Origin of the sequence: Rhodanobacter caeni (assembly GCF_039523575.1) — a bacterium.
Classification (GTDB): Bacteria; Pseudomonadota; Gammaproteobacteria; order Xanthomonadales; family Rhodanobacteraceae; genus Rhodanobacter; species Rhodanobacter caeni.
The window spans coordinates 457,054-483,236 of record NZ_BAAAFO010000002.1; the positions used below are offsets into that span (position 1 = coordinate 457,054).

The 26,183-nt window shown below is 65.2% G+C and carries 18 protein-coding genes, 2 tRNA genes and 2 rRNA genes; 11 read left to right on the top strand and 11 right to left on the bottom strand.

Features of this window, described 5'->3' with window-relative positions:
* Positions 1 to 82: 82 nt before the first annotated feature.
* Positions 83 to 937: a polyamine aminopropyltransferase gene (gene speE, locus ABD017_RS06545; RefSeq protein ID WP_343881387.1), complete on the bottom strand. Its 855-nt coding sequence runs from the start codon at positions 935 to 937 to the stop codon at positions 83 to 85.
* Positions 938 to 1,245: 308 nt separating this feature from the next.
* Between speE and speA the strand changes: the two genes are divergently transcribed.
* Entirely contained in the window at positions 1,246 to 3,135 is a 1,890-nt protein-coding gene (speA, locus tag ABD017_RS06550) for a biosynthetic arginine decarboxylase (RefSeq protein ID WP_343881389.1), read from the top strand.
* A 106-nt stretch (positions 3,136 to 3,241) separates the two neighbouring features.
* Positions 3,242 to 4,042: a 3-hydroxybutyrate dehydrogenase gene (locus ABD017_RS06555; protein WP_343881391.1), complete on the top strand. Its 801-nt coding sequence runs from the start codon at positions 3,242 to 3,244 to the stop codon at positions 4,040 to 4,042.
* Positions 4,043 to 4,151: 109 nt separating this feature from the next.
* Here ABD017_RS06555 and ABD017_RS06560 read toward each other — a convergent pair whose 3' ends face one another.
* The 4 genes from ABD017_RS06560 to radC form a co-directional block, all read right to left on the bottom strand.
* Positions 4,152 to 4,907 (bottom strand): SDR family NAD(P)-dependent oxidoreductase, encoded by a 756-nt coding sequence (locus ABD017_RS06560; protein ID WP_343881393.1) that lies wholly within the window; start codon positions 4,905 to 4,907, stop codon positions 4,152 to 4,154.
* Positions 4,908 to 4,934: 27 nt separating this feature from the next.
* Positions 4,935 to 5,657, bottom strand: coding sequence for an SPOR domain-containing protein (locus ABD017_RS06565; RefSeq protein WP_343881395.1), 723 nt, complete (start codon positions 5,655 to 5,657; stop codon positions 4,935 to 4,937).
* Positions 5,657 to 7,342 carry an arginine--tRNA ligase gene (argS, locus tag ABD017_RS06570; protein ID WP_343881397.1) on the bottom strand — a complete coding sequence of 562 codons (1,686 nt, stop codon included), beginning with the start codon at positions 7,340 to 7,342 and terminating at the stop codon, positions 5,657 to 5,659. Before argS ends, ABD017_RS06565 begins: the two co-directional genes overlap by 1 nt.
* 430 nt (positions 7,343 to 7,772) lie before the next feature.
* The gene (gene radC, locus ABD017_RS06575; RefSeq protein WP_343881399.1) at positions 7,773 to 8,444 is read right to left on the bottom strand and encodes a RadC family protein; all 672 of its coding nucleotides are present in this window, start codon (positions 8,442 to 8,444) and stop codon (positions 7,773 to 7,775) included.
* A gap of 96 nt (positions 8,445 to 8,540) precedes the next feature.
* Between radC and coaBC the strand changes: the two genes are divergently transcribed.
* The 3 genes from coaBC to ABD017_RS06590 all read left to right on the top strand — a co-directional run bounded on the left by coaBC (position 8,541) and on the right by ABD017_RS06590 (position 12,573).
* Positions 8,541 to 9,746 (top strand): bifunctional phosphopantothenoylcysteine decarboxylase/phosphopantothenate--cysteine ligase CoaBC, encoded by a 1,206-nt coding sequence (gene coaBC / locus ABD017_RS06580; protein WP_343881400.1) that lies wholly within the window; start codon positions 8,541 to 8,543, stop codon positions 9,744 to 9,746.
* Entirely contained in the window at positions 9,743 to 10,210 is a 468-nt protein-coding gene (gene dut, locus ABD017_RS06585; protein WP_343881402.1) for a dUTP diphosphatase, read from the top strand. The genes coaBC and dut overlap by 4 nt, the downstream gene beginning before the upstream one ends.
* Positions 10,211 to 10,284: 74 nt before the next feature.
* Positions 10,285 to 12,573 (top strand): phosphomannomutase/phosphoglucomutase, encoded by a 2,289-nt coding sequence (locus ABD017_RS06590; protein WP_343881404.1) that lies wholly within the window; start codon positions 10,285 to 10,287, stop codon positions 12,571 to 12,573.
* A 22-nt stretch (positions 12,574 to 12,595) separates the two neighbouring features.
* Here the strand turns inward: ABD017_RS06590 and ABD017_RS06595 are convergent, their stop codons facing one another.
* From ABD017_RS06595 to ABD017_RS06605, 3 genes are all read right to left on the bottom strand, one after another.
* Positions 12,596 to 13,240, bottom strand: coding sequence for a DUF4124 domain-containing protein (locus tag ABD017_RS06595; protein WP_343881406.1), 645 nt, complete (start codon positions 13,238 to 13,240; stop codon positions 12,596 to 12,598).
* Between the two features lie 134 nt (positions 13,241 to 13,374).
* Complete coding sequence (pyrE, locus tag ABD017_RS06600) at positions 13,375 to 14,022, bottom strand: orotate phosphoribosyltransferase (protein ID WP_343881407.1); 648 nt, start codon at positions 14,020 to 14,022, stop codon at positions 13,375 to 13,377.
* A 21-nt stretch (positions 14,023 to 14,043) separates the two neighbouring features.
* Positions 14,044 to 14,559, bottom strand: coding sequence for a GNAT family N-acetyltransferase (locus ABD017_RS06605; RefSeq protein ID WP_343881409.1), 516 nt, complete (start codon positions 14,557 to 14,559; stop codon positions 14,044 to 14,046).
* A 14-nt stretch (positions 14,560 to 14,573) separates the two neighbouring features.
* On the opposite strand from ABD017_RS06605, the gene ABD017_RS06610 reads away from it, so the two are divergent.
* Positions 14,574 to 15,344: an exodeoxyribonuclease III gene (locus ABD017_RS06610; protein WP_343881410.1), complete on the top strand. Its 771-nt coding sequence runs from the start codon at positions 14,574 to 14,576 to the stop codon at positions 15,342 to 15,344.
* A gap of 4 nt (positions 15,345 to 15,348) precedes the next feature.
* Here ABD017_RS06610 and ABD017_RS06615 read toward each other — a convergent pair whose 3' ends face one another.
* The 3 genes from ABD017_RS06615 to ABD017_RS06625 are packed head-to-tail and all read right to left on the bottom strand — an operon-like array spanning position 15,349 to position 19,270.
* On the bottom strand, positions 15,349 to 16,665 hold the full coding sequence (locus ABD017_RS06615) for an AmpG family muropeptide MFS transporter (RefSeq protein WP_343881412.1): 1,317 nt from the start codon (positions 16,663 to 16,665) through the stop codon (positions 15,349 to 15,351).
* A gap of 9 nt (positions 16,666 to 16,674) precedes the next feature.
* Positions 16,675 to 17,811: an anhydro-N-acetylmuramic acid kinase gene (locus ABD017_RS06620; protein ID WP_343881414.1), complete on the bottom strand. Its 1,137-nt coding sequence runs from the start codon at positions 17,809 to 17,811 to the stop codon at positions 16,675 to 16,677.
* A gap of 13 nt (positions 17,812 to 17,824) precedes the next feature.
* Positions 17,825 to 19,270 (bottom strand): OapA family protein, encoded by a 1,446-nt coding sequence (locus ABD017_RS06625; protein WP_343881416.1) that lies wholly within the window; start codon positions 19,268 to 19,270, stop codon positions 17,825 to 17,827.
* Positions 19,271 to 19,450: 180 nt separating this feature from the next.
* Between ABD017_RS06625 and tyrS the strand changes: the two genes are divergently transcribed.
* The 5 genes from tyrS (at position 19,451) to ABD017_RS06650 (ending at position 26,098) form a co-directional block, all read left to right on the top strand.
* The gene (gene tyrS / locus ABD017_RS06630) at positions 19,451 to 20,662 is read left to right on the top strand and encodes a tyrosine--tRNA ligase (protein WP_343881418.1); all 1,212 of its coding nucleotides are present in this window, start codon (positions 19,451 to 19,453) and stop codon (positions 20,660 to 20,662) included.
* 458 nt (positions 20,663 to 21,120) lie between these two features.
* A 16S ribosomal RNA gene (locus tag ABD017_RS06635) occupies positions 21,121 to 22,665 on the top strand.
* Between the two features lie 173 nt (positions 22,666 to 22,838).
* Positions 22,839 to 22,915 (top strand) — tRNA-Ile (locus ABD017_RS06640).
* An 18-nt stretch (positions 22,916 to 22,933) separates the two neighbouring features.
* Positions 22,934 to 23,009, top strand: a tRNA-Ala gene (locus tag ABD017_RS06645).
* Between the two features lie 206 nt (positions 23,010 to 23,215).
* Positions 23,216 to 26,098, top strand: a 23S ribosomal RNA gene (locus ABD017_RS06650).
* The 16S and 23S rRNA genes sit together here with 2 tRNA genes alongside, the layout of an rRNA operon.
* Positions 26,099 to 26,183 lie beyond the last annotated feature (85 nt).

Sequence of the window (26,183 nt, forward strand, 5' to 3'; positions counted from 1 at the left end):
AAGGGGGAGAGGAGGTCACGGTGTCTTCGGGCTTTTCCGTCTATCGATAAGGCGGGAACAGGACACGCCGCGGGGAATCCGCCTACTCCCCCAGTTCTTCCCGCATGAACTCCGGCTGCGCCAGTGCGCCCTTGTGCACCTCGGCGTTGTAGTAGCGGGTGGGGAAGTTCTTGCCGGCGGCGCCGCGCTCGCGGAAACCGGACAGATCGCCGCCCTTGCGCGCCATGGTGCAGCTCCACCAGCCGGTGGGGTAGCACGGCTGCGGGAACGGCAAGGTCTTCACCGCACTGAAGCCCGAGGTGCGCATGGCCGAACGCATCGACTTGATCAGGTCAAGGTGCGCCAGCGGCGATTCGCTCTGCTGCACCAGTAGGCCGCCGTGGCGCAGCGCCTTGAAGCAGCTGGCGTAGAAGGCGGCATTGAACAGCCCCTCGGCCGGGCCGACCGGATCGGTGGAATCGACGATGACCAGGTCCAGCGATTCGGGCTCGCATTCGGCCATGTACTTGATGCCGTCGATGAACAGCAGTTCGGCGCGCGGGTCGTTGTTGGCCTCGCACAGCTCCGGGAAATACTGCTCGGCCAGCCGCGTCACGCGCTCGTCGATCTCCACCTGCACCGCGTGCTCGACTTCCTCGTGCTTGAGCACCTCGCGCAGCGTGCCGCAATCGCCGCCGCCGATGATCACCACGCGCTTGGCCCGCGCATGGGTGAACAGCGCCGGGTGGGTCATCATCTCGTGATAGAAGAAGTTGTCGCGCGTGGTCAGCATCACGCAGCCGTCGATCACCATCAGGTTGCCCCAGTCGGTGGTCTGGTAGATCTCGATGTTCTGGAACGGGGTCTTCTCCGCGTGCAGCAGTTGCTCGGTGCGAAAGCCGATGGAGGAGCCGGAAGCCTGGTGGGCTTCGGTGAACCAGCTGAGCTGCTGCGACATGGCGGGTGTCCTGGAAAACCGTGAGGGAGCGGCCGCCCATTGTAGCGGCAACGCCCGCTACCGTGCGGGGTGCCGGCATCGTGTCCCCATCGTCACGGGCGGCCATTACAATGCCCGTCTGGCATCCACCGGCGCTGTGCACCGGTTGCCGACAAGCCCGATCGGCCCCGCGGCGTGCGAGGCTTCCGGTCGCCCGGGCCTGGTGGTTTCACCGAGCACCCCGTCAAGGTCCGCCGCTGCGACGATCATCCGTGGAAACGTGGCCCGCGACGGCAACCGTCGCGCTGGCTGCACAGGAGATGACATCGATGGCGAAACAGTGGACTACCGACGACGCCCGCCACATCTACGCCGTGCCGCACTGGGGCGATGGCTACGTGGACGTGAGCGCCGCCGGCGAGATGGTGATGCAACCGCGCGGCCCCGGCGGCCCGGCGCTGTCGCTGCCGGCGATCGTGGAGCGCGCCCGCGCCGACGGCCTGCGGCTGCCGCTGCTGCTGCGCTTTCCCGACATCCTGGCCGACCGGCTGGCGCACATGCAGGCCGCGTTCGCCCAGGCGATTGCCGAATACGACTACGCCGGCGGCTACACCGCCATCTACCCGATCAAGGTCAACCAGCAGCGCGGCGTGGCCGGCGAGCTGGTGGCCGCCGGCACGCACGGCTTCGGCCTGGAAGCGGGTTCCAAGCCCGAGCTGATGGCGGTGCTGGGCATGGCGCGGCCCGGTTCCATCGTGATCTGCAACGGTTACAAGGACCGCGAGTACATCCGCCTGGCGCTGATCGGCCGTCGGCTGGGCCTGCGGGTGCACATCGTGATCGAGAAACTGTCCGAGCTGGACCATGTGTTCAGCGAGGCCAAGGCGCTGGGCGTGGAGCCGCTGCTGGGCGTGCGCGTGCGCCTGGCTTCCATCGGCGCGGGCAAGTGGCAGAACACCGGCGGCGACAAGGGCAAGTTCGGACTGTCGCCCAGCCAGGTGCTGACCCTGGTGCAGCGGCTGGATGCGGCCGGCCTCAAGCACACGCTGAAGCTGCAGCACTTCCACATGGGCTCGCAGATCTCCAACGTGCGCGATATCGCCAACGGCATGCGCGAGGCCACACGCTACTTCGTGGAACTGAGCCGCATGGGCGTGCCGCTGGAGATCGTGGACGTGGGCGGCGGCCTTGGCGTGGATTACGACGGCTCGCGCTCGCGCAGCTACAACTCGATCAACTACTCCATCGAGCAGTACGCCTCCACCATCGTGCAGTCGCTCTCCGAGGCGGCCGCCGCCCAGGGCCTGCCGGCGCCGCACATCCTCACCGAATCGGGCCGCGCCATGACCGCGCATCATGCGGTGATGGTGGTCAACGTGACCGAGGTCGAGCAGGTGCCCGCCGGCACGATTCCCCCCCCGGCGGCAGATGAGCCGATGGTGCTGCGTCACCTGCGCGAGATCTGGGCCGAACTCGATCGGCGCCCCCCGCTGGAGCTGTTCCACGAAGCCCAGCACCACCTGGCCGAAGGCCAGACGCTGTACGCGCTGGGCCAGCTGGCGCTGGCCGACCGCGCGCGGCTGGACGAGATGTACTACGCGGTGGCCAATGCCGTGCGCACGCGCCTGCTGCCTGCCGAACGCTCGCACCGTGGGGCGCTGGACGAGCTGGACGAGAAACTGGTGGACAAGTACTTCGCCAATTTCTCCGTGTTCGAATCGATCCCGGACGTGTGGGCGATCGGCCAGATCTTCCCCATCGCGCCGATCGCGCGACTGGACGAAGAGCCGACGCGCCGCGGCGTCATCGTCGACCTCACCTGCGACTCCGATGGCCGCATCGACCACTACGTCGATGCCGACGGCGTCGACGTGAGCCTGGCGCTGCATGCGCTGAAAGACGACGAAAGCTACCGGCTGGGGATCTTCATGGTCGGCGCCTACCAGGAGACCCTGGGCGACATCCACAACCTGTTCGGCGACACCGACGCGGTGAACGTGAGGGTGGAAGGCGACGGCTTCGTGTTCGGCCACCCGCGCCGCGGCGACACCACCGACCTGATGCTCGACTACGTGGGCTACGACCTCGAGGCCTTGCGCGGCAGTTATCGCGAGCGCATCGCCGCCGCCGGCGTGACCGGCGCCGAGGCCGAACAGCTTTACCGCCAGCTCGATGGCGGCCTCACCGCCTATACCTATCTGGCCGAGGACAAGCACTGACGATTGTAGGAGCGCACCGTGTGCGCGATGCTCCGCCTGCCAAAAGCATCGCGCACAGGGTGCGCTCCTACAAAAAGCCACGATTCACGCAACGCAGGAGCAACGCATGACAAGTCTCAATGGCAAGGTCGCCCTGATCACCGGCGCGGCCAGCGGTATCGGCAAGGCGATCGCGGAGGTGTACGCGCAGCGCGGCGCGAAGGTGGCGATCGCGGACATCCGCCAGGAGGCGGCCGACGCCGTGGCCGCGCAGATCAACGCCGCTGGCGGCACCGCCATGGGTATCGCGATGGACGTGACCGACGAGGCCTCGGTCGATGCCGGCACCGATCACGTGGTGGCCGCGTTTGGCCGTCTGGACGTCCTTGTTTCCAACGCCGGCGTGCAGATCATCAACCCGATCGACCAGTTCGACTACGCCGACTGGAAGAAGGTGCTGGCCATCCATCTGGACGGTGGTTTCCTCACCACCCGGGCCGCGCTGCGCCACATGTACCGCAAGGACGACCAGGGCCGCAGCCATGGCGGCATCGTGATCTACATGGGCTCGGTGCATTCGCACGAGGCCTCGCGGCTGAAGGCGCCGTACGTGGCGGCCAAGCACGGCCTGCTGGGGCTGGCGCGCACGCTGGCGAAGGAGGGCGCGCCGCACAATGTGCGCTCGCACGTGATCTGCCCGGGGTTCGTGCGCACCCCGCTGGTGGAAAAACAGATTCCCGAGCAGGCGAAGGAACTGGGCATCAGCGAGGATCAGGTGGTCAGCGACGTGATGCTCAAGGACACCGTCGATGGCGTGTTCACCACGGTGGAGGACATCGCGCAGACGGCGCTGTTCCTGGCCACCTTCCCGAGCGCGGCCTTGACCGGGCAGTCGGTGGTGGTGAGCCACGGGTGGTTCATGCAGTGAGGCCGCGGGACACGGATAACTTGTAGGAGCGGCTTCAGCCGCGATGCTCTTGCTCTGATGCGAACGAGCGCAAAAGCGTCGCGGCTGAAGCCGCTCCCACAGGTGCCGATCAGCTGTCGCGATGCACCTGCAGACCCGCGGCCGACTGGTTCACCGGCATCACCTCGACGCGGTTGATGTTGAGGTGCGCAGGCAGGTTGGCGATCCACCAGATCGTGTCGGCGATGTCGGTCGCGGTGATCGGATGTACACCGGCATAGAGCTGGTCGGAGGCGGCCTGGTCGCCGCCGGTGCGTACCAGGGTGAATTCGGTCTCGGCCATGCCCGGCTCGATCGAGGACACCCGCACGCCGGTGCCGAGCAGGTCCACGCGCAGGTTCTGCGAGAACTGGGTGACGAAGGCCTTGCTGGCGCCGTACACGTTGCCGCCGCGGTAGGCGTAGCTGCCCGAGATCGAACTGATGTTGACGATGGCGCCGCGGCGCTCGATCAGCTGCGGCAGCAGCAGGTGGGTGATCGTGACCAGCGCGGTGACGTTGGTGTCGATCATCTGCTTCCATTGCGAGAGATCCGCCTGCTGCGCCGGCGCGGTGCCCAGCGCCAGGCCGGCGTTGTTGACCAGCAGGTCGATGCCCGCAAAGGCCGGCGGCAGCGCTGCATGCGCTGCGCGCAGGGCGGCCTCGTCGCGCATGTCGAACGCGGCGACATGCACCCGATCGGCACCGTGGCGCTCCACCAGCGGTTGCAGCCGCTCGGCTCGTCGGCCGCTGGCGATCACCCGCCAGCCACCGGCCACGAAGCGTTCAACGGCGGCAGCGCCAAACCCGGAGGTGGCGCCGGTGATCCATGCAGTCTTGGTGGTCATGTGCCGAAGCCTGGGCAATGAGAGGAACTAGCGGCCTTCCTTCAGCGCGATCGCGTTGATGCCCGCGCCGGCCAGCCGCTGCTTGGTGGATTCCAGATCGGTGGCGGAGGGGAACGGGCCCAGGCGTACTCGGTGGTAGGTCTGGCCGTTGACGTTGACGGTCTGCACGTTGGCCATGAAACCCTGCATCGCCAGCTTGGCTTTCAGGGTCTCCGCGTCGGCGGCGTTCGGGAACGCGCCCACCTGCAGCAGGTAACCGCTGCCTGAAGTGGCCGTCGGCGTGCTGCGCGGCGCGGCGACGACATCTTCGCTGACCGCGGCCGGCGCGTTCGGGTTGTTGGCCGGCGCCGTCGCCACCGGGGTGGTGCCGGCCGCCGCCTGTTGCTGGGCCTGCGTTGCCGCCTGTTGCTTCTGCAACTGCTCGGCGCGGGCCTGTGCGCTGATTTCGGCATCGGGGATGCGCACTTCGCGCTCGGACAGCACCGAATAGAAATCGTATTGCGGCTTCCTGGGCGCCTCGTCGTTGCTGCCCGTTTCCAGCACGCCCGGTTCGCTGGCGTGCTTGGCGGTGGCCTGCGGATTGGCCTGCGGGCCCTCGGGCTTGTGCAGGCTGGTGAGCAGGCTGCCGCGCAGCATCATCACCATCAGCACGGCGCCGACCAGCACGCCGACGATGGCGTAGCCCCAGGCCGGGAAACCGCCCTTCTTGTTGCGCACGGCCTGCCGGCCCTTGCCCTTGCGTGTTGCCATTACATCTTCTCCGGGGCGCCGAGGCCCAACAGGCCCAGGCCATTTTTCAAGACTTGTTGCGTGGCCACCACCAGCGCCAGGCGCGCGTTGCGCAGCGCGCCGTCGTCGACCAGGAACTGGTGCGAGTTGTAATAGGTGTGGAACGCGTTGGCCAGTTCGCGCAGCCAGCCGGCGACCAGGTGCGGCTCCAGGTTGAGCGCGGCGGTCTCGACGATTTCGGGGAACTTCGACAGCTCGGTCAGCAGGATCTGTTCGTGTTCGTTGTCCAGCCGCGCCAGCTGGGCGAGGCCGTCGGCGAGGTCGAAACTGAAGCCCTTCTCCGGCGCCTGCCGCAGCACGCTGCAGACGCGGGCGTGGGCGTACTGGATGTAGTAGACCGGGTTGTCGTTCGACTGCGAGCGTGCCAGGTCGATGTCGAACACCAGTTGCGAGTCGCTCTTGCGCGAGATCAGGAAGTAGCGCGTGGCGTCGCGGCCCACTTCGTCGATCAGGTCGCGCAGGGTTACGTAGCTTCCCGCGCGCTTGGAGATCTTCACCTCCTCGCCGCCCTTCATCACCGTCACCATCTGGTGCAGCACGTATTCGGGCCAGTTCTTCGGGATGCCCACGTCCAGCGCCTGCAGGCCGGCCTTCACCCGCGCCAGCGAGCCGTGGTGGTCCGAGCCCAGCTCGGTGATGGCGCGCTCGTAGCCGCGCTGCCACTTGCTGAGGTGGTAGGCCACGTCGGGCAGGAAATACGTGTAGGTGCCGTCGGACTTGCGCATCACGCGGTCCTTGTCGTCACCGAAATCGGTGGTGCGCAGCCACAGCGCGCCGCCTTCCTCGTAGGTGTGGCCGTGCGCCACCAGCTCGCGCACGGTTTCCTCGACCTTGCCGTCGCTGTAGAGCGAGGACTCCAGGAAGTAGGTGTCGAACGCCACGCCGAACGCCTGCAGGTCGAGGTCCTGCTCGCGGCGCAGGCTGGCCACGGCGAAGCGGCGGATGGCGTCCAGGTCGTCCACGTCGCCGCTGGCGGTGACGGTCTCGCCATCGGCGACCACGGCGTCGCGATCGAGGAACGCGCGCGCCACCTCGGCGATGTAGTCGCCGCGGTAGCCGTTCTCCGGCCAGTTGCTGTCCTCCGGCGTGATGCCGCGGGCGCGCGCCTGCACCGAGACGGCCAGGTTGGCGATCTGCACGCCGGCATCGTTGTAGTAGAACTCGCGCTTGACGTTCCAGCCGGTGGCTTCCAGCAGGCGGCTGAGGCAATCACCGATCGCCGCGGCGCGACCGTGGCCCACGTGCAGCGGGCCGGTCGGGTTGGCCGAGACGAACTCCACGCCCACGGTCTTGCCGCTGCCGGCATGGCGGCCGTAGGCGTCGCCTTCGGACAGGATGCGCCGCAGCTCGGCGTGATACGCGCTGGCGGCCAGGAAGAAGTTGATGAAGCCGGGCCCGGCGATCTCCACCCTGGCCACCAGGTCGTTCGCCGGCAGCGCCGCGACCAGCTTTTCGGCCAGGTCGCGCGGTTTGGCGCGCGCGGGTTTGGCCAGCAGCATCGCCACGTTGCAGGCGAAATCGCCATGGTCGCGGCTGCGCGCGCGCTCGATCACGAAGCCCGGCAAGGCCAGGTCGGCGGGAAGGGTGGCATCGCCCTGCAGGGCCTGGATCGCCTGCAAAATCAGTTCGCGCAGCTGTTCTTTCACGGGCTTTCAATAGCGTGATGGAACCGACAATCCTAGCAGACCGCCACGGTCCGGGCGGAGCCGGCGCGCCGCCATTACCGCGGTGGCGCGGCAAGCGCGTGGTTTTGCTGCAATGCAGTGGACACGCCTGTGGATAAGTCTGTGGGGAAAGCGCCGCCCGGTGGCCATCTGCCGCGTTGGTGCGGCGGCGCATAAGCGGGTTTGCGGGATAAATCGTTTCAGGTCAAAAGGATGCGGCGAGAACTTAGGGTGAAGATGGCGGGATGACCGCCAAGTTGCCGTCCGGTCGATTTGTGCATAAGTTTCGACGACTTGCCACGCCCGGATGCGCCCGGAATGCGCAAAGGGAAGGCGGCCGGGCGGCCTTGGAGGGCGAGGGGATGCGATCGTTGCGGGCAGGTTGTCGCCGGCCCGTGGGCATCGTGACCCGTCAGATCAGCCCGCGCGCCGCCATCGACACCGGCTCGCCACTGCCGATCACCAGATGGTCGAGCACGCGTACGCCGACCAGGCGCAGCGCGTCGCGCAGTTCGTGGGTGATCGCGCGATCGGCGGCGCTGGGCTCGGCCACGCCGGAGGGGTGGTTGTGGGCAAAGATCACCGCGCACGCGTTGTGCTGCAGGCAGGCGCGCACCACTTCGCGCGGGTGCACGCTGGCGCCATCGACGGTGCCGCGGAACAGTTCCTCGAACGCCAGCACGCGGTGGCGGTTGTCCAGGTAAAGGCAGCCGAACACTTCGTACGGCAGGTGGCGCAGGCGGGCGCGCAGGAAGTCGCCGCTGTCGCGCGGGTTGCCGAGGCTGGGCGATTCGCGCAACTGCTCGGCCAGGCTGCGGCGGGCCAGCTCCAGCGCGGCGGCAATGCGCGCACGCTTGGCCGGCCCCAGCCCACCGACCTGGATCGGATGATCGGGCCGCCCCAGCAACGCGCCCAGGCTGCCCGCGCCGGCGATCAGTTCGCGGCCCAGCGCCAGCGCATCCTTGCCGCGACTGCCGCTGCCCAGCAGCACCGCCAGCAACTCCGCGTCGGACAGCGCGCCGCTGCCGCGTGACAGCAGCTTTTCGCGGGGGCGTTCACCTTCGGGCCAGTCGCGGATACTCATCGCCGTAGCGTGTCCCGCCAGGGATCGGCGGGATAGCAGACAGCCTGAACGATTCCGGTAAGCTAGGCGTCTGCCCGTCTGTCAGGCCCGCCTTACATGTCTCTTGCCCAACGCCGCATCCTGCTGGGAGTGTCCGGCGGTATCGCCGCCTACAAGTCCTGCGAGCTGGTACGCCGGCTGCGCGATCTCGACGCCGACGTGCGCGTGGTGATGACCGAGGCGGCTACCCATTTCGTCACCCCCACCACGTTCCAGGCGCTGTCCGGCCAGAGCGTGCGGGTCAGCGGCTGGGACGCGCAGGCGGAGGCGGCGATGGGCCATATCGAGCTGGCGCGCTGGGCCGAACGCATCCTGATCGCACCGGCCAGCGCCGACCTGCTGGCGCGGTTGGCGCACGGGCTGGCCGACGATCTGCTGTCCACGTTGTGCCTGGCCAGCGCCGCGCCGCTGTACCTGGCGCCGGCGATGAACCAGCAGATGTGGGCGCATGCGGCGGTGCAGGCCAACCTCGCCACCTTGCGCCAGCGCGGCGCGCAGGTGCTGGGCCCGGCCGCCGGCGAACAGGCCTGCGGCGACGTGGGATCGGGCCGCATGCTGGAGCCGCTGGAGCTGCGCGACGCGCTGGCCGCGTCCTTCGGTGGCGGTGCGCTGGCGGGCCTGAACATCCTGGTGAGTGCCGGCCCCACCTTCGAGGACATCGATCCGGTGCGCTTCATCGGCAACCGCAGCTCCGGCCGGATGGGTTTCGCGGTGGCGCAGGCGGCCGCACAGCAGGGCGCGCATGTCACCCTGGTGGCCGGCCCGGTCAGCCTGTGCACGCCGCCGGGCGTGACACAGCGCATCGACGTGCGCAGCGCCGCGCAGATGCACGACGCGGTGCTGGCCCATGCGGCGCAGGCGCACATCTACATTGCCGCCGCGGCGGTGGGCGATTACCGCCCCAGCGAAGTCTCGCCGCGCAAGCTGAAGAAGCAGGCCGGCGCCGACCTGTCGCTGCAGCTGCGGGAAAACCCCGACATCCTGGCCAGCCTCTCGGCGCAGCCCTCCCATCCGTTCCTGGTCGGCTTTGCCGCCGAAACGCATGACGTGGCGCACTACGCGCAGGGCAAATTGCAGCGCAAGGGCCTGGACATGATCGCCGCCAACCAGGTCGGCGAGGGGCTGGGCTTCGAGACGGCCGACAACGCCATCAACCTCTATTGGGAGGGCGGCATGCTGGAACTGCCGCGCGCGGGCAAGGCCGAGCTGGCCCATCAGCTGCTGGCCTGCGTGGCCGAGCGCTACCGGGCGGCGCGCGGATGAGCCGCCCCGTCGTCGACATCGAACTGAAGATCCTCGATCCACGCCTCGGCGACAGTATCGCCCTGCCCGAAGCGGCCACCGCCGGCAGCGCGGGGATGGATCTGCGCGCCGCGCTGGAGCAACCGCTGACCCTGCGGCCGGGCGAAAGCGCGCTGGTGCCCAGTGGCATCGCCATCCACATCGGCGACCCGGGCTGGTGCGCGGTGATCGTGCCGCGCTCCGGGCTGGGCCACAAACACGGACTGGTGATGGGCAATCTGGTAGGTGTGATCGACGCCGACTACCAGGGGCCGTTGATGATTTCATGCTGGAACCGCGGCGCGGCGCCGTACACCATCGAGGTGGGCGACCGCATCGCCCAGCTGCTGCTGCTGCCGGTGGCACAGGCGCGGATGAACATCGTGTCCGCGTTCGCGCCCAGCCAGCGCGGCGACGGCGGTTTCGGTTCCACCGGCATCAACTGAGTGGCGGCCTGCGTGGCGGGCCACGCCGCGACAACCTGCGGGGGCGGGGATTGGCAATGAAAATGGCAACGGGGATGTCATTCGAACGACGCGGACTGCTGCCCCTGGCGGCCGGTACGCTGCTGCTGTTGCTGGGCTTGTTCTGCGCCTGGCAGGCCTGGCTGATCGCCGACGAGGGGCAGGCGGCGGCGCGCGTGCATGTCGCACGGGACCAGGCGGTGAAGGCGCTGGCGCAGGAGATCGCCGCGCAACGCGGTGCGGTGACCCGTGCACTGGCCACGCTGGACCCGGCCGTGGCCATGCAGGACCCGGCACTGGCCGTGGCCACGCTGCGCCAGCGCCTGCCCCATGCGCTGGCGGTGGAGCTCTACAGCGGCACGCTCAACGAAGTGCTGCACGCCAATTACCGCGAATTCGGCTACGCCAAGGCAGCGCAGTTGATGTCGGCGCAAACGGCCGACGGCACGCCGCCGGCGCAAAGCGTGTCGCATGGCGGCAACGATCGGCGGCTCAGCCTGGTCGTTCCGCTGGGTGCCGCGGACCGGCCGCAGGCCTGGGCCTGGGTCGAATTGCCGTTTGCCCCGTTGCGCCAGCGGCTGGACGCGATCGACCCGGCCGGCGGCCGCCTGGATCTGCGCCAGGGCGACGAGCGCGGCGACATGCGGCTGCTGTCCCATGGCGCCGCCTCGGCCGAAACCGAAGCGGACGGCAAACCGGTGCCCGGAAGCGCTTTCAGCGTCGGCGCTGCCCTGCCGCGCGCGTTCATCGTGCTGCCGCATTCAGTGGTGCTGGCCGCCTTGCTGGCCCTGGTCGGTCTGGGCGCGGGGGCGTTGCTGTTGTGGCGACGCGCGCGCCCGGCGGCCGAAACATCATCAGAACCCGAGGAGCAAGTCGTGCCCACCGAAATTCCCAGGATCGTGCGCGAACCCGCGCGGGCATCGGCGGCGGCCCCGCCGGCGCTGTCCCGCGACGAGGCCAGGGCCGCCGTGGACCCTTCCATTTTCCGCGCGTACGACATCCGCGGCATCGTCGGCAAGACCCTCAATCGCGACGTGGCGCACCTGTTGGGCCAGGCGATCGGCAGCCTGATGCGGGAGCGCGAACTGCGCGAGATCGTGATCGGCCGCGACGGCCGCTTGTCCGGGCCCGAGCTGGCCGGCGCGCTGGCCGACGGCTTTCGCGCGGCCGGCATCGACGTGATCGACATCGGCGCAGTGCCCACGCCCGTGGTCTATTTCGCCACGTTCCATTTCGAGACCGGCTGCGGCGTGGCCGTGACCGGCAGCCACAACCCGCCCGACTACAACGGCTTCAAGATCATGGTCGGCGGCGAGACGCTGGCCGAGGATGCCATCCAGGACCTTTACCAGCGCATCGCCAGCGGCGCGCTGGCAAGCGATGGCCAGGGCGCCTACCGGCATGTGGACGTGGTGCCCGACTACATCGACCGGGTCACCTCCGACGTGCTGGCCGAACGCAGCCTCAAGGTGGTGGTCGATTGCGGCAACGGCATCCCCGGCGCGCTGGCGCCGCAGGTGCTGGAGGGGATCGGCTGCGAAATCATCCCGCTGTATTGCGAGGTGGATGGCAATTTCCCCAACCACCACCCCGATCCCTCGGACCCGGCCAACCTGCAGGACCTGATCGTCTCCGTGCAGAAATCCGGCGCGGACCTGGGCGTGGCGTTCGATGGCGACGGCGACCGGCTTGGCGTGGTCACCCGCAGCGGCGAGATCATCTACCCCGATCGCCTGCTGATGCTGTTTGCCCGCGATGTGCTGTCGCGCCAGCCCGGCGCCACGATCATCTACGACGTCAAATGCACCGGCCACCTGAAAGGCCAGATCCTGGATGCCGGCGGCAGCCCGCTGATGTGGCGCACCGGGCATTCGCTGATCAAGGCCAAGATCCGCGAGACGGACGCGGAGCTGGCCGGCGAGATGAGCGGCCATTTCTTCTTCAAGGAGCGCTGGTTCGGCTTCGACGACGGCATCTACGCCGCCGCGCGGTTGCTGGAGATCATTGCCGGGGACGCGCAGGGGCGTTCGCCGGACGAGATCTTCGCCACCTTGCCCAAGGGCGTGTCGACCCCCGAGTTGAAGGTGGAGATGGCCGAGGGCCGCAACTACCGCTTCATGATGAATTTCCGCAGCAAGGCGGTATTCGAAGGCGCCACGCTGATCACCATCGACGGCGTGCGCGCGGACTGGCCCGACGGCTGGGGCCTGGTGCGCGCGTCCAACACCACGCCGGTGCTCGTGCTGCGTTTCGACGCCGACAATCCCGCGGCGCTGCAGCGCATCCAGAACGTGTTCCGCGAGCAGATGCTGGCGGTCGACCCGGCGTTGCGGCTGCCGTTCTGACGGCGCGGCAGCCGCCGGATCGCTACGGTTCCGGCGGCGCGTCCTCGGCCGCCTTGAGTTCGCGATAACGGGCCAGTTGCCTGGCCTGCGCGGCCACCGTCCTGTCGCGTTCGGCCTGTTGCCGCGCCAGCGCGTTGCGCTGCGCTGCCACCACGTTGCGCTGGGTGGAAATGTTGTCCGCCATGAACTTGGGTACCGGCTGCTTGGCCTGCTCGAGTTCGGCGGCGCGGTCGAGCAGGCCGGTGAGCGCCTTTTCCTGGCTTTGCAGGTTGATCCGCGTGGTGCGGATCTGCTGGTCCATGGCATCGACCGTCTGCTGCAGCGACATCTTGTAGGCGGCCTCGTCCGGGTAGGCGCTCATCATCTGCGCCTCGGCGCGGGCGACGTTCTGGCGCGCGCGCTCCTTCGCCGCCGCCTCGGCCGCCAGCTTGTTGGCCACCGCGCGCTCGGCGGCGGTCAGCTGGCGCGGTACCCGCTGCACCACCATGCCGCGATCGTTGACCACCTCGTAGCCCGACTTCATCGCCTCGGCGGTCAGGCTGTCGCTGTAATGCGCCAGCCCCTGCGTGTCGATCCACTTGTAGCGGTAGCCGTTGGTTTTCTGGGCGTGCGCGGCCGTGCCGGCCAGCAAGGCGCCCGTGAGGATGACCGACAGAAGCTTGCGCATGAATGCCCCCCTTTGCGGGCCAGTATAGCCGTGGCGTTCGTGCGGGCGGGCAGCGGACAAGTGCCGCGCCGTCACGTTTTCGCACACGAAAGGATGGTTTTGCCGTCTCGCCGGGCGCTTGCGTGAACCGAGGGCTACGGCGCCACGCCGTAGCGTTCGCGATAGCTCAGCAGGCGGTCGTGCTCGGCGGCCAACTGCGGCTTCTCGCCCGCATAGGCGAGCACGTCGTCCAGGCTGGTGATCGCGATCACCGGGATGCCGTGGTCGGCGGCGACTTCCTGCGCAGCCGACCGATCGCCCTGGCCGCGCTCCTGCCGGTCCAGCGCGATCAGCACGCCGGCCGGCGTGGCGCCGTGCGCCTGGATCAATGCCAGCGATTCGCGCACGGCGGTGCCGGCGGTCATCACGTCGTCCACGATCAGCACGCGGCCTTTCAGCGGCGCGCCCACCAGGGTGCCGCCCTCGCCGTGGTCTTTCTCCTCCTTGCGGTTGTAGGCCCAGGGCAGGTCGCGCTGATGCCGGTCGGCCAGCGCGATCGCGGTGGCGGCGGCCAGCGCGATGCCCTTGTAGGCGGGGCCGAACAACATGTCCACCTGCAAGCCCGAATTCACCAGCGCATCGGCGTAGGCGCGGCCGAGCTGGGCCAGCGCGGCGCCGGAATCGATCCGCCCCATGTTGAAGAAGTACGGGCTGAGGCGGCCGGATTTCAGGGTGAATTCGCCAAAGCGCAGCACCTCGCGCGCCAGGGTGAGTTCGATGAAGTCGCGCTGGTAGTCGTGCACGGGCGGTCTCGCGGCAGAGGGTCAGGGGAGGGCGCGCAGCAACAACCGCTGCGACCCGCAACGGCCGCCATGGTAACGCGCGCCGTCCTCCACGAAGCCGGCGCGGCGGTACATCCGCAGGGCAGCCGCGTTGTCGTCGTCGACGGTGAGCACCAGCAGCCTCGTGGAGGGATGGCGCACGGCAAGATCCGCCAGCAGCAGGGCGAGCGCGCGCGTGCCGATGCCGCAGCCTTGCCAGTGCTCATCCACGAACAGCGAGCGCAGACCGCGAGCCGGTTGCGCGAAATCGCGGCCGGTCACGCTGCGCGCGCCGGGATCGATGCGGTAGTAACCGATGGGCGCGTCGCCGCACATGATCGCCATCGGTTCGCAGCCCGGACATTGCGTCACGTCCGCCAGCAGGTCGGCCATGGCCCCCACGCGATCACGCTGCGCCGGCCGCACACGCAGGCGCAGCAGCGCGCGATGCAGCGGCGGCTGCACCGGCACCACGCGCAGCGTTTCGGCGGCGCTGCGATTGCTATGATCAGCGGTCACTTTCGGGAGGTCCCATGCGCATCATCAGCCTCAACGCCAACGGTATCCGCTCGGCCGCCAGCAAGGGCGTGTTCGAATGGCTGCGTGACCAGAACGCCGATGTGGTGTGCCTGCAGGAGACCAAGGCGCAGGAGCATCAACTGACCGACCCGATGTTCCGCCCGGACGGCCATCATTGTTTCTACCACGACGCCCGCAGCAAGAAGGGCTACAGCGGCGTGGCGATCTACGCCCGGCGCGAGCCCGACCAGGTGCTGACCTCGCTGGGCTGGGATGAATTCGACAACGAGGGCCGCTACATCGAGGCGCGGTTCGGCAACCTGTCGGTGGTGTCGCTGTATTTCCCCTCCGGCTCCTCCGGCGAGGAGCGCCAGCAATTCAAGTTCCAGGCGATGGAGTGGATCACGCCGATCTTCGATACGTGGCTGGCCAGCGGCCGCGACTACGTGATCTGCGGCGACTGGAACATCGTGCACACGAAGAACGACATCAAGAACTGGACGTCCAACCAGAAGAACTCCGGCTGCCTGCCGCAGGAGCGCGCCTGGCTGGATCTGCTGTTCCTGCAGCGCGGCTGGGTGGACAGTTTCCGCTCGATCCGGCCCGATGCGGTGGAATACACCTGGTGGTCCAACCGCGGCCAGGCGCGGGCCAACAACGTGGGTTGGCGCATCGACTACCAGGTATGCACGCCATCGCTGCGCGAGCGCCTGCTGGACTGCTCGATCTACCGCGACCAGCGCTTCTCCGACCACGCGCCGTATATCGTCGACTACGCCGATTGAGCACTCAGGCCGCGGCGCGCACGTCCACTTCGGCGATGGCGCGGTCGACCAGGCCACGGTGCATCATCCAGCCGAACAGCGCCACGCCCGGCAGCGCCACCACCGTCGTCATCAGGTAGAAATCCACGTAGCCCATGCTCTGGATCAGGCCGCCGGCGGTGGTGCCGGTCACCAGCCGGCCCACGACGGACGCGGCGGCGGAGAGCAGCGCGTATTGCGATGCGGTGTAGGACAGGTTGCACAGCGCCGACAGGTACGCCACCACGGCCACGCCGCCGATGCCGCTGGCGGCGTTCTCGAAGCCGATGGTGAACGCCAGCATGTCGTTGTTGTGGCCCATGTGCGCCAGTGCGGCAAACGACAGGTTGGACACGGCCATCAGCACCAGGCTCAGCAGCACCGCGCGTTTCATCCCCAGCCGCACGTACAGCACGCCGCCGATGAAGATGCCCGCCAGATACGCAATGAAGCCGAAACCCACGTCGTAGGTGGCGATCTCCTGGTTGCTGAAATGCAGGTCCTGCAGCAGCAATCGCACGGTGAGGTTGGCCAGCGTGTCGCCGATCTTGTGGATCAGCACGAACAGCAGCACCAGCCAGGCGCCGCTGCGGCGGAAGAATTCCGACAACGGCCCCACCACCGACGACAGCGCCGCGCCCAGGCCCTTCATCGGTACGGGATCGCGATGGCGGGCCGGCTCGCCCAGCCAGAACCCCACGAACGTGGCCGGCAGCACCAGCAGCGCGCACAGCGTATACGCCAGCGTCCAGCCCGATGACGCCGCCACCAGCAGCGCGACGGCACCGGCGCTCACCGAGCCGATGCGCCAGCCGTACTGCGACATGCCCGAGCCGACGCCCAATTGCCGCGGCTGTAGGATCTCGATCCGGTACGCGTCGATCACGATATCGAACGTGGCGCCTGCCACGCCCACCAGCACGGCGGCCAGCGCCACCGTTTCGAGACTGGCCTGCGGGTTGGCCGCGCCCAGAAAGACCACCGATGCGGCCACCGCCAGCGCCGCCAGCCACAGCCACGAGCGCCGTTGGCCATACCGGCCGAGCAAGGGCAGGCGCACCCGGTCCACCGCCGGCGCCCACAGGAACTTCAGGTTGTAGACCAGGAACGCCAGCGAAAAGGCGGTCACGCTGCGTTTGTCGATGCCGTCCTGCGCCAGCCGCGTGGTCAGGGTGGCGCCGATCATGGCGTACGGAAACCCGGAGGAGATGCCCAGCAGCAATGCGCCGATCGGCGCGGGCTCCAGATAGGGTTTGAGCGAGGCAAGCATGCCCGGGGAGCTGCGCGAGGCCGTGTTGGTCATGGGCCTATGCTAACGGGCTGGCGCGTTGCCGATGGGCGCGGCGTGCAACGCACCCAAAATGCGCGGGCCGCGCGCGCCGGTCACCGCCGGCAGGTTGCCGGCCAGCCCCAGCAGGCGCTGACGCGCCAGCCAGGCAAAGGCGGTCGCTTCCAGGTAATCCGGATCGACGCCGTCGCGGGCAGTGCTGACCAGCGCGCGCGGCGCCAGCAACTCGCCCAGTCGACGCATCAAGGCGCCGTTGTGCACGCCGCCACCGCAAACGAGCACTTCGCCGGCGGCAGGGGCGTGACGGTCGATCGCTTCGGCCACGCTGCGTGCGGACAGTTCCAGCAGCGTCGCCTGCACGTCGGCGGCATCGAGCGCCACCAGCTGCGGATGACCGGCCAGCCACGCCAGGTGGAAATGCTCGCGCCCGGTGCTCTTGGGTGGGGCCAGCGCGAAATAGGGATCGTCCAGCAACGCCCGCAGCAAGACCGGGTCGACCCTGCCGCTGGCGGCGAGCGCGCCGTCGCGGTCATACGCTTCGCCACGGTGGCGCTGGCACCAGGCATCCATCAGCCCGTTGGCGGGGCCGGTATCGAAGCCGAAAACGCTGCCGTCGGCAGCAAGCACGGTGATGTTGGCGATCCCGCCCAGATTCAGCACCACCCGGGCGTGTCCGGGACGCCCCAGCAGCATCGCGTGCACCGCCGGCAGCAAGGGCGCGCCCTGGCCACCGGCAGCGATGTCGGCGCGGCGAAAGTCGGCCACCACATCGATGCCGCAACGTTCGGCAATGACGGTGGGGTCGCCCAGTTGCAGCGTGAAAGGGTAGTCACCCGATGGCCGGTGCCGCAGGGTCTGGCCGTGCGATCCGATCGCCCGCACCTCGCTCGCCGCCGTGTCGCTGCCTTGCAGCAGTGCCAGTGCGGCGTCGGCAAAACAGTGCCCGATTCGGACGTCCAGACGTCCAAACGCATCGAGGTCAAGCGGTTCGTTGCCCTGTGCGATCGCCAGAATCTGCGTGCGCAAGTCCGCGGGCCACGGATGGTTGTGTGCCGCCTGCAGCTGCGGCTTGCCTTCCGGAAAGCGGACCAGCACCGCATCGATGCCGTCGGCGCTGGTACCCGAAATCAGGCCCAGGTAAAGGGCCTCCTCGCTATCCATGGGGCGTCGCAGGTCAGCTGTCGGCGTTGCGGGTGGGCTTGTCGTTGCGCGCCAGTCGCATGCGCGAATCGAGCGCCTCCAGGCGCGCCAACTGGGGCTTGACGACTTGTGCCTTGAACTTGGCCAGCTGCGCGGCCGGCAGCGGCTGGGGCTGCGGCAGGGTCACGGTTTGCGGATTGCGCTGCACGCCGTTGACGCGGAATTCGTAATGAAGATGCGGGCCGGTGGCCAGCCCGGTCATGCCGACGTAGCCGATCACTTCGCCCTGGCGCACATGTTCGCCCACGTGCTGGCCCTTCACGAAACGGGACATGTGGCCATACGCCGTGCTGATGGTCTTGCTGTGCTGGACCACCACGAAGTTGCCGTAGCCGCGCTCCCAGCCGTGGTACTTGATCACGCCATCGCCGGCGGCATGGATCGGCGTGCCGCTGGGCGCGGCATAGTCCACGCCCTTGTGCGCGCGCATGCGGCCAAGGATGGGGTGCATGCGTGCGGTGGTGAACTTGGAGGAGATGCGGGTGAAATCCACCGGAATGCGCAGGAAGGATTTCTCGATCGGCCGGCCGTCCTCGCTGAACCAGCCGAACTCGCCATTGGCCTTCTTGAACCGATAGGCGGTATAGCGCTTGCCCTGGTTGACGAATTCGGCAGCGATGATGTCGCCGTGGCCATAGCGCTGGCCGTCGCGGTACACGTCATCGTAGATCACGGTGAAGCGGTCGCCCGCGCGCAGGTCCTGCACGAAATCGATGTCGTACTTGAACAGGTCGGCGAGCTTGCCGACCATCGCCGCATCCATGCCGGCCTGGCCCGCCGCTGCATAGAGGCTGCTGTTGATCACGCCGTGGGCCACCTGTTCGCGCACATCCATGTCGCGCTTCTGGATGGCCAGCGTGGGCTGCACGCCATCGAGCCGGATGGTGGCCAGGCTGGCCGTATCCTTCTCGAAGCGGAAGCCGTCCAGGCTGCCATCCTTGTCCTGCAGAAACTCGAATTCCTGACCTGGCCGGATGCTGTGCAGGGCGCTGCTGGCGCCGCCAGCCGCGTCCATCACCGCCTGCAGGTCGCTCATGCTGAGGCCGCGGTCGGTGAAGATGTCCGACAAGGTCTGCCCCGGCCGTACGCGAACCGATTCCCAGTTGTCGTGTTCCGGTACCGCGATGGGCGAGGTGATCTCGGGTACGGCAAGCGGCAGCAGCGCGTGGACCTCGGGCAGCGGCGAGGGACGCATCGCGCTGGCCCAGGCGGGCATGATGAAGCCGGAAAGCAGGGTGATCAGCATGGCCGTGCCCGCCAGTACCCAGCGCTCCCGGTGCCACGAAATCGGTTCGATCTCACCGCTGCGGTTGAACGACCAATGCGAACAGCGCTCGTAGAAGTGGGAATGCCGCCACTGCGCCTTTCGGCAAATCGCTTGCCTGCGCGCCAGCCGCGCCCCCTTGCTGTCTTCTGCCATGCCCTACGCCCCGCGGTACAAAGTAACAAACTGCGCGTACCATAGCGGCCACGTGTAAATGGCGTCAACGCCTTTCCCATCAAGGGTTTGCGCGATATTTCTGGTTAACGCACAATTAACGCGAGCAGCACAGTCGATCACGGCTGCGGCGTGCATCCACGATCCATCAGAGAGGAATACATGAGCGAGCTGGAGCAGGCGCTGGCCACGATTGCGCGTGGTGCGGACGAAATCATCAAGCGGGAGGATCTGGCCGAAAGACTCAAGAGCGGGCGCCCCCTGCGGATCAAGGCCGGCTTCGACCCCACGGCGCCGGACCTGCATCTGGGCCATACCGTGCTGTTGAACAAGATGCGGCAGTTTCAGGACCTGGGCCATCAGGTGATCTTCCTGATCGGCGACTTCACCGGCATGATCGGCGACCCCACCGGCAAGAACGTCACCCGCAAGCCGCTGACCCGCGAAGACGTGCTGGCCAACGCCGAGACCTACGCCGAGCAGGTCTACAAGGTTCTCGATCGCGAGAAGACCGAGCTGCGCTTCAATTCCGAATGGTTCGGCCAGATGTCCGCCGCCGACATGATCAAGCTCGCCGCGCAGCACACGGTGGCCCGCATGCTGGAGCGCGACGATTTCACCAAGCGCTACGCCGCGCAGCAACCGATCGCCATACATGAATTCCTCTATCCGCTGGTGCAGGGCTACGACTCGGTGGCGCTGAAGGCCGACGTCGAGCTGGGCGGCACCGACCAGAAGTTCAACCTGCTGATGGGGCGCGCGCTGCAGGAGCACCACGGCCAGCCACCACAGATCGTCCTCACCATGCCCCTGCTCGAAGGTCTCGACGGGGTCAACAAGATGTCCAAGTCGCTGGGCAACTACATCGGCATCGACGAGCCGGCGATCGACATGGTCACCAAGACCATGAAGATCGGTGACGAACTGATGTGGCGGTGGTTCGAGCTGCTGAGCTTCGACGTGTCGTTGGACGAGCTGGCGCAAATGAAGCGCGATATCGCCAGCGGCGCACTCAATCCGCGCGATGCCAAGTTGCGCCTGGCCCGCGAACTGACCACGCGTTTCCACAGCGCGGCGGCGGCAGAACAGGCCATTGCAGGCTGGCATGCGGTGGTGCGGGGCGAAGGCGATACCTCCCTGCTGCCGCAGGCCGACATCGCGGTACCCGCCGAGGGCCTGCGCCTGGCCGCGCTGCTCACCGCGGCCGGGTTGACCGCGAGCAACTCCGAAGCCAGCCGCAAGTTGAAGGAACGCGCCGTGCGCATCGATGCCGAAATCGTCGAGGACGCGCAGCGAGTGTTCGTCGCAGGTTTCGAGGGCGTGCTGCAGGTCGGCAAGCGCAACTTCGCCCGCGTACGACTGGTCGCCGGTTGATCGCCCCGCTTTGCATCCGGCACGTACGAGCACGCACCGACCAGAAAAATTCGTCGCTTCCACAAGCGCTTGCGGAATCTCCGTGAAATTTCTCTGAAGAAACGCTTGCCAAATAATTTACGGGCCGTATTATTCGCAGCCCGCAGTCGCCCAACGTCGCAAGACGGACCGCCGGGACCTCGAAAAAAGCTTCAACGAGGGTGTTGACGGACAGGAAAAGCGATGTAGAATGGGCGGCTCACCTAGGACGAAACGTCTTGGGGCGGTACCGGGAAAAGCCGGTGCCAGGCGAACGATCTTTGACAGTGTGCGCAGGTGAATTGTGTGGACGTCTTGTGCTGATGGGTTGCGACCTGTCCAAGCAATGCAAGCGTCCCACCAAAGAAAGTCAGTAATGAGTTTTTTCGGTTGGGAAAGACGCTTCAGAAAGATAGATTGTCTTCGGATGATCGAAAACTTAAGTGAAGAGTTTGATCCTGGCTCAGATTGAACGCTGGCGGCATGCCTAACACATGCAAGTCGAACGGCAGCACAGGGGAGCTTGCTCCCTGGGTGGCGAGTGGCGGACGGGTGAGTAAAGCATCGGGACCTACCCAGACGTGGGGGATAACCTCGGGAAACCGGGACTAATACCGCATACGTCCTACGGGAGAAAGCGGGGGACCTTCGGGCCTCGCGCGGTTGGACGGACCGATGTGCGATTAGCTAGTTGGTAGGGTAATGGCCTACCAAGGCGACGATCGCTAGCTGGTCTGAGAGGATGATCAGCCACACTGGGACTGAGACACGGCCCAGACTCCTACGGGAGGCAGCAGTGGGGAATATTGGACAATGGGCGAAAGCCTGATCCAGCAATGCCGCGTGTGTGAAGAAGGCCCTCGGGTTGTAAAGCACTTTTATCAGGAACGAAATACCACGGGCTAATACCTTGTGGGGCTGACGGTACCTGAGGAATAAGCACCGGCTAACTTCGTGCCAGCAGCCGCGGTAATACGAAGGGTGCAAGCGTTAATCGGAATTACTGGGCGTAAAGGGTGCGTAGGCGGTTATTTAAGTCTGCCGTGAAATCCCCGGGCTCAACCTGGGAATGGCGGTGGATACTGGATAGCTAGAGTGTGTCAGAGGATGGTGGAATTCCCGGTGTAGCGGTGAAATGCGTAGAGATCGGGAGGAACATCAGTGGCGAAGGCGGCCATCTGGGACAACACTGACGCTGAAGCACGAAAGCGTGGGGAGCAAACAGGATTAGATACCCTGGTAGTCCACGCCCTAAACGATGCGAACTGGATGTTGGTCTCAACTCGGAGATCAGTGTCGAAGCTAACGCGTTAAGTTCGCCGCCTGGGGAGTACGGTCGCAAGACTGAAACTCAAAGGAATTGACGGGGGCCCGCACAAGCGGTGGAGTATGTGGTTTAATTCGATGCAACGCGAAGAACCTTACCTGGCCTTGACATGTCCGGAATCCTGCAGAGATGCGGGAGTGCCTTCGGGAATCGGAACACAGGTGCTGCATGGCTGTCGTCAGCTCGTGTCGTGAGATGTTGGGTTAAGTCCCGCAACGAGCGCAACCCTTGTCCTTAGTTGCCAGCACGTAATGGTGGGAACTCTAAGGAGACTGCCGGTGACAAACCGGAGGAAGGTGGGGATGACGTCAAGTCATCATGGCCCTTACGGCCAGGGCTACACACGTACTACAATGGTCGGTACAGAGGGTTGCGATACCGCGAGGTGGAGCCAATCCCAGAAAGCCGATCCCAGTCCGGATTGGAGTCTGCAACTCGACTCCATGAAGTCGGAATCGCTAGTAATCGCGGATCAGCTATGCCGCGGTGAATACGTTCCCGGGCCTTGTACACACCGCCCGTCACACCATGGGAGTGGGTTGCTCCAGAAGGCGTTAGTCTAACCGCAAGGAGGACGACGCCCACGGAGTGGTCCATGACTGGGGTGAAGTCGTAACAAGGTAGCCGTATCGGAAGGTGCGGCTGGATCACCTCCTTTCAAGAAACGACGGCGTGAGTCATCACGCAAGACGTCCACACAAGACACCTGTACTTTACGCGAAGTCCGTTTCGCGAAGAGCAAAACCGCACATCCGTGTGCGGACTCTTCGGGAACAGCCGCTTCGAACCGAATGCCAGCCAGCCTGGTGAGGTTCTGGGGGTTCAATCTCTGGGTCTGTAGCTCAGGTGGTTAGAGCGCACCCCTGATAAGGGTGAGGCCGGTGGTTCGAGTCCACCCAGACCCACCATTATGCCAAGGTTTCCTTGGGGCCTTAGCTCAGCTGGGAGAGCACCTGCTTTGCAAGCAGGGGGTCGTCGGTTCGATCCCGACAGGCTCCACCAAGGTTCGATCGGACGCGTGAAGTATCAGCACACAAAAGATTTTGAAATCGACCGGCATTGAGGCCGGCACGATGTTCTTTGAAAACACGTAAACGAGTGACAAGCGTCTTGGTTCAATCGAACCGAGGCAAGTGTTAAGGCACGAAACGAAGTAACTTGGCTGCACCTGATGAGGGTGCATGCCCCGAGGCGACTTGGGGTTATATGGTCAAGCGACTAAGCGTATACGGTGGATGCCTTGGCAGTCAGAGGCGATGAAGGACGTGGCAGCCTGCGAAAAGTGTCGGGGAGCTGGCAACAAGCTTTGATCCGGCAATGTCCGAATGGGGAAACCCACCGCTTAGGCGGTACCGTGCACTGAATCCATAGGTGTACGGGGCGAACCCGGGGAACTGAAATATCTAAGTACCCGGAGGAAAAGAAATCAACCGAGATTCCCTCAGTAGCGACGAGCGAACGGGGACTAGCCCAAAAGTATCTTGTGTTCTAGTCAAACGGGATGGAAAGCCCGGCCATAGATGGTGATAGCCCAGTCGACGAAAGGGCACTTGATATGAAATTGAGTAAGGCGGGGCACGTGAAACCTTGTCTGAACATGGGGGGACCATCCTCCAAGGCTAAATACTCCTGACTGACCGATAGCGAACTAGTACCGTGAGGGAAAGGCGAAAAGAACCCCGGAGAGGGGAGTGAAATAGACCCTGAAACCGTATACGTACAAGCAGTGGAAGCCCGCAAGGGTGACTGCGTACCTTTTGTATAATGGGTCAGCGACTTACTGTCAGTGGCAAGCTTAACCGTATAGGGGAGGCGAAGGGAAACCGAGTCTGAATAGGGCGCATAGTCTCTGGCAGTAGACCCGAAACCGAGTGATCTATCCTTGGCCAGGTTGAAGGTGCGGTAACACGCACTGGAGGACCGAACCCACATCTGTTGCAATAGATGGGGATGAGCTGAGGATAGGAGTGAAAGGCTAAACAAACTCGGAGATAGCTGGTTCTCCTCGAAAGCTATTTAGGTAGCGCCTCGGACGAATCTTCCTGGGGGTAGAGCACTGTTATGGCTAGGGGGTCATCGCGACTTACCAAACCATGGCAAACTCCGAATACCAGGACAGACTATCCGGGAGACACACGGCGGGTGCTAACGTCCGTCGTGAAAAGGGAAACAACCCAGACCCGCAGCTAAGGTCCCCAAGTTCTAGCTAAGTGGAAAACGATGTGGAAAGGCATAGACAGCCAGGAGGTTGGCTTAGAAGCAGCCATCCTTTAAAGAAAGCGTAATAGCTCACTGGTCGAGTCGGTCTGCGCGGAAGATTTAACGGGGCTAAGCTAGACACCGAAGCTCGGGGTGTGCAGTTTCGACTGTACGCGGTAGAGGAGCGTTCCGTAAGCCTGTGAAGGTGTGTCGTAAGGCATGCTGGAGGTATCGGAAGTGCGAATGCTGACATGAGTAACGATAATGGGGGTGAAAAGCCCCCACGCCGAAAGCCCAAGGTTTCCTCGCGCAACGTTCATCGGCGCAGGGTGAGTCGGCCCCTAAGGCGAGGCAGAAATGCGTAGTCGATGGGAAGCTGGTTAATATTCCAGCACTTTTCTCAAGTGCGATGTGGGGACGGAGAAGGTTAGGTCTACCGGGCGTTGGTTGTCCCGGGGAAAGGCGGTAGGCATGCATCTTAGGCAAATCCGGGATGCTTTATGCCGAGCACCGAGACGAGTCCTCTTTGGACGAAGTGACTGATACCACGCTTCCAGGAAAAGCCACTAAGCTTCAGCTTGAGAAAAACCGTACCGTAAACCGACACTGGTAGGCAGGGTGAGAATCCCAAGGCGCTTGAGAGAACTCGGGTGAAGGAACTAGGCAAAATGGCACCGTAACTTCGGGAGAAGGTGCGCCCCTTTTGGTGGCTACGTGCGTAGCTGAGCTGAGAGGGGTCGCAGTAACCTGGCCGCTGCGACTGTTTATCAAAAACACAGCACTCTGCAAACACGAAAGTGGACGTATAGGGTGTGACGCCTGCCCGGTGCTGGAAGGTTAATTGATGGGGTCAGCCGCAAGGCGAAGCTCTTGATCGAAGCCCCAGTAAACGGCGGCCGTAACTATAACGGTCCTAAGGTAGCGAAATTCCTTGTCGGGTAAGTTCCGACCTGCACGAATGGCGTAACGACAGCGGCGCTGTCTCCACCCGAGACTCAGTGAAATTGAATTCGCTGTGAAGATGCAGCGTTCCCGCGGCAAGACGGAAAGACCCCGTGAACCTTTACTATAGCTTTACACTGAACGTTGAGTTCTTCTGTGTAGGATAGGTGGGAGGCTACGAAACCGAGACGCCAGTTTCGGTGGAGCCATCCTTGAAATACCACCCTGAAGTGCTTGACGTTCTAACCTCGATCCGTAATCCGGACCAGGGACCGTGTATGGTGGGTAGTTTGACTGGGGCGGTCTCCTCCCAAAGCGTAACGGAGGAGCACGAAGGTACGCTCAGCGCGGTCGGACATCGCGCACTGTGTGCAAAGGCATAAGCGTGCTTGACTGCAAGATCGACGGATCAAGCAGGTACGAAAGTAGGTCTTAGTGATCCGGTGGTTCTGTATGGAAGGGCCATCGCTCAACGGATAAAAGGTACTCCGGGGATAACAGGCTGATACCGCCCAAGAGTTCATATCGACGGCGGTGTTTGGCACCTCGATGTCGGCTCATCACATCCTGGGGCTGTAGCCGGTCCCAAGGGTATGGCTGTTCGCCATTTAAAGTGGTACGCGAGCTGGGTTCAGAACGTCGTGAGACAGTTCGGTCCCTATCTGTCGTGGGCGTTGGAGATTTGAGGGGGGCTGCTCCTAGTACGAGAGGACCGGAGTGGACGTTCCGCTGGTGTTCGGGTTGTCATGCCCATGGCATTGCCCGGTAGCTATGAACGGAAGTGATAACCGCTGAAAGCATCTAAGCGGGAAGCACGCCCCAAGATGAGATCTCCCGAGAGCTTGACTCTCCTTAAGGCACCATCAAGACCAGGTGGTTGATAGGTCCGGTGTGGAAGTGCAGCAATGCATGAAGCTAACGGATACTAATGAGCCGTGCGGCTTGACCATATAACCCCAAGACGCTTCACGTGCAGATCCCTCTGCGAAAGCCCAGCCATCCCTGGCCGGACTCCTCGAAAGAGCGATCGCCCCG